4 protein-coding genes are annotated in these 3,453 nt (G+C 73.6%); all 4 read right to left on the bottom strand.

The genetic code is table 11. From position 1 onward, the window contains the following. Positions 1–43: 43 nt before the first annotated feature. Positions 44–427 (bottom strand): hypothetical protein, encoded by a 384-nt coding sequence (locus C7C46_RS30400; protein WP_110673151.1) that lies wholly within the window; start codon positions 425–427, stop codon positions 44–46. A gap of 305 nt (positions 428–732) precedes the next feature. Further along, complete coding sequence (locus C7C46_RS30395) at positions 733–1,161, bottom strand: HIT family protein (RefSeq protein ID WP_110673150.1); 429 nt, start codon at positions 1,159–1,161, stop codon at positions 733–735. Positions 1,162–1,207: 46 nt separating this feature from the next. Beyond that, complete coding sequence (locus tag C7C46_RS30390) at positions 1,208–1,987, bottom strand: ferritin-like domain-containing protein (RefSeq protein ID WP_110673152.1); 780 nt, start codon at positions 1,985–1,987, stop codon at positions 1,208–1,210. Positions 1,988–2,178: 191 nt separating this feature from the next. After that, on the bottom strand, positions 2,179–3,288 hold the full coding sequence (locus C7C46_RS30385) for an AI-2E family transporter (protein WP_110673149.1): 1,110 nt from the start codon (positions 3,286–3,288) through the stop codon (positions 2,179–2,181). Between the last annotated feature and the right edge of the window lie 165 nt (positions 3,289–3,453).

Raw genomic sequence — 3,453 nt, 5'->3', positions numbered from 1 at the left:
GCGGCGGCCAGCCGGGCGGTCTCCGCGACCGCCGTCGCGCCGCTCATCCGATCACCAACTCCTCGGCCAGCGCCTGTAGTCGGATCCTGGCCACGGCGAGGTTGGCCTCGCTGCGGTCCAGCCACAGGTGGAGCAGCAGACGGCTGTCGAAGACGGTGCCGATCAGGCAGAACAGGTGGTAGCTGGCGCGGGTGGTCAGGATCAGGTCGCACAGCGGCAGCCGCGGCTCCTCCGGCTCGCCGAAGCTGAGGCTCTCGGCGGCGAGGCGGACCAGGTCGCCGGCCTCGGCGGCGGTGACGGCGTGGTCGTCGGCCGGGCTGCGGCCCGCCGCGCCCAGCTCCAGGCCGCTCCCCCAGTCCAACAGGCTCACGCCGTGCGCGCCGCCGATCCCCATCGCCTGCGCGAGGCAGTCGTCGATCCCCGGCACACGGGCTCCTTCGGGACGCGGGCACGGCGGCCCGGCGCGCGACGGCGTCCCGGTGGCCCCGGGGCGCAACCGTCCGTCGCGCTGCTGCCCCGGAACGTTACTGAGCCAACTCGGCCAAATGACAATGCCATTGGCATATTTTCTCTGCGAGCGCTCTTTTCCAGCCAACCTCTGGCCGAACCACGCCGCTCACTGCCAGCGATGACAGCATGTCAGAACGGTTCGCGCCAGCAGCCTGGTTGGCCGATTACCACCCCATGCCAGCCGCAACTCTGCTAGACATGAACTGAGTTGACCTGACGTCATCAACCGCGGTCGAGCTCCGCCCGGATCGACCGGGCGACCGCCGCCGCCTCCTCCTCGTCCCGGTACCGCCGCCGGGGCCAGAAGAAGCCGCGCAGCCCGTCCTTCGGGTTGCGCGGCACCACGTGCACGTGCAGGTGCGGCACGGACTGGCTCACCTCGTTGTTCATCGCCACGAAGGAGCCGGCCGCGGCGCAGCCCCGCTGTACGGCGCCGGTGAGCAGCTGCACCCGCTCGAAGAACGGGCCGACCAGCTGCGGCGCCAGCTCGGGCAGCGTGACGGCGTGCACCAGCGGCACCACCAGCAGGTGGCCGGGGAAGAGCGGCCGGTGGTCCAGGAAGGCGAACGCCACCTCGTCCCGGAACACCACCTGCGCACCGTCGGGCTCGGCCGCCAGCGCGCAGAAGGCGCAGGCGCCCGCGGCGCTCACCGCAGGACCGCGCTCACCCAAGGGCCGCCCTCGCTCGAGAGCCGCCTCACTCGAAAACCGGCTGCGGAGCCGGCCCGTTCATCGCGCCGAGCCGCTCGGGCATCCTCAGCGCGGTCATCCGCCGCCAGCCGCCCAGCTTCTCGTAGCCGTACACGCCGTGGATGCCGGCCGCCAGCACCGCCCGCTTGGCCCTGGGCCAGCGAAGGATCTCGCCCATCCGGGCCATCACCGCGAGGCTGACGTCCCGGTAGGTGCGGATCTCGGCGTGCGCGGTCTCCTGCAGGCTCTCCCAGATCCGCCGCCCGTGGCCGGCGGCGGCCAGCCGCAGCAGCTCCTCGTGGCAGTAGGCGAGGTGGTTGTCCTCGTCGTCGGAGATCATCCGCACCGCGCGGCCGAGCTCCGGGTGCTCGCCGAAGATCCCGCGCAACAGGCGCATCTGCTCGCTGGCCCGCTGCTCGGTGACCCGGCTGTGCACCAGGTAGGTGATCACGTCCTGCTCGCTGAGCGCCTCGTCGCGGCGCAGCCGCGCGTGCGCCAGCCCGATGCCCTGGCGCTCCAGGATCATCGTGTAGTCGACCTCGTCCGGCACCGGGACCGGCTGCAGGCCCCGCTTGTGCAGCAGGGCGTTGAAGATCCGCCCGTGCTTCTCCTCGTCGGCCCCGTGCCGGGCGATCTTGGGGGCCAGCTCCTGGTCCGCGACCAGCAGCGCGATCCGCCCGTTCTCCCAACCGCCCTGGTCCTCGCCCTTGGCCGCGATCGAGCAGAACAGGCCGAAGGCGTCGTCGTCCTGGTGGATCTCGTGGAAGAGGCTGCGCGCTGAGAGCATGCCCACCAGCCAACGCCGGGTCAGCTGACCCGGCAACAGTTGCTGCGCCGTCCGGGCGAGCCGGTACGACCGGCGCACCGACCGGTACGGCCTGCTGCGCACCGTGGACACCGTGCTCGGCCTGAGCCCGCTGACCGGCAACGACCGCTACGCCGCCACCGTCGACGACGCCTGGCGGTAGTCCGGCCCGGTCACGGGGGCCCGGTCACGGCCGGGCCCCCGGCGTCGCCGCCGGCCTCGTCCCCGTCCCCGCGCAGTTCGCCGATCATCGCCCAGACCACCGAGACCAGCGGCACCGCGACCACCGCGCCGATCACCCCGCCCAGGATGCCGCCCGCGATCACCGACAGCGCCACCGCCACCGGGTGGATCCGCACCGCCCAGCTGAGCACCAAAGGGTGCAGCACGTGGCCCTCGATCTGGCCGATCACCACGATCAGCGCGAGCACGATCACCGCCGTCACCGGCCCGCGCGCCGCCAGCGCCACCACCGCCGCGATCACCATCGCGATCGGCGAGCCGATCAGCGGGATCAGGGTCGCGAAGAACTCCAGCACCACCAGTGGCGCCACCAGCGGCACCCGCAGCACCAGCAGCGCGATCCCGACCAGGACGGCGTTGCTGGCCGCCACGATCAGGATGCCGCGGGTGTAGCCGGCGAAGGTGCGCCAGGCGGTGCGGGCCGCCCGGTCGGCGGTCCGGCGGGCGCCGCGCGGCAGCTGACGCTGCGCCCAGAGCCACATCCGGTCCCCCGAGTGGATGAAGAAGATCGAGCAGAACAGCGCCAGGAAGGCCCCGGTGAAGACCTCCACCACCTTGCCCGCCTGGTTGACCGCGGTGTTCACCAGGCTGGCCCGGTGGCTGGACAGATAGGCGCTCAGCTTGTTCTGCAGCTGGGTCGCGCTGGCCGCCCGGACGTGGAACGGCGGTCCCTCCAGCCAGCGCTCGATCCGCCCGATCCCGCCGCGGAACTCGTTGACCAGGCCGTTCCAGTCGCTGGCCACCGACTCGCCCAGCAGCGCCAGCACGCCTGCCACCAGCAGCAGCGAGCCGACCACCGTGACGGCCACCGCTGCCGCGCGCGGGAGCGCACGGGCGATCAGGTCGGCCACCGGGCGCAGCATCGAGGTGATCACCAGGGCCACGAAGACCGCCACCACCGGCAGCACCAGGCGCCCGACCACGATGAGCACCACGTAGAGCGCGGCCGCCAGCACCAGCAGCCGCCACGCGTAGCCGGCCGTCTTCTGCAGCCCCGGCCCGACCTGAGCACCCGTCGGCCGCGGCGGGCGGCGGATCACGGGGCCGTCGGGGCGGGGCGGGGGTCCCTGGGGACCACTCTGCGGGGAGCCGGGGCGCCCCGCCCGCCGGGCAGGGGGGGCGGGGCGGGGGGGGGGGGGGGGGGGGGGGGGGGGGGGGGGGGGGGTCGGGGGGGCCTCGGGAGTGGGGCGGGGGGGGGGGGGGCG

It is taken from the genome of Streptomyces tateyamensis (assembly GCF_003205575.1).
GTDB classification, from domain to species: Bacteria; Actinomycetota; Actinomycetes; order Streptomycetales; family Streptomycetaceae; genus Kitasatospora; species Kitasatospora tateyamensis.
This window is presented reverse-complemented; position numbering and strand designations above follow the sequence as displayed.

Excerpts from the sequence above, each read along its gene's own strand:
- C7C46_RS30390 (WP_110673152.1), bottom strand. The coding sequence starts at position 1,987 with ATGCTCTCAGCGCGCAGCCTCTTCCACGAGATCCACCAGGACGACGAC.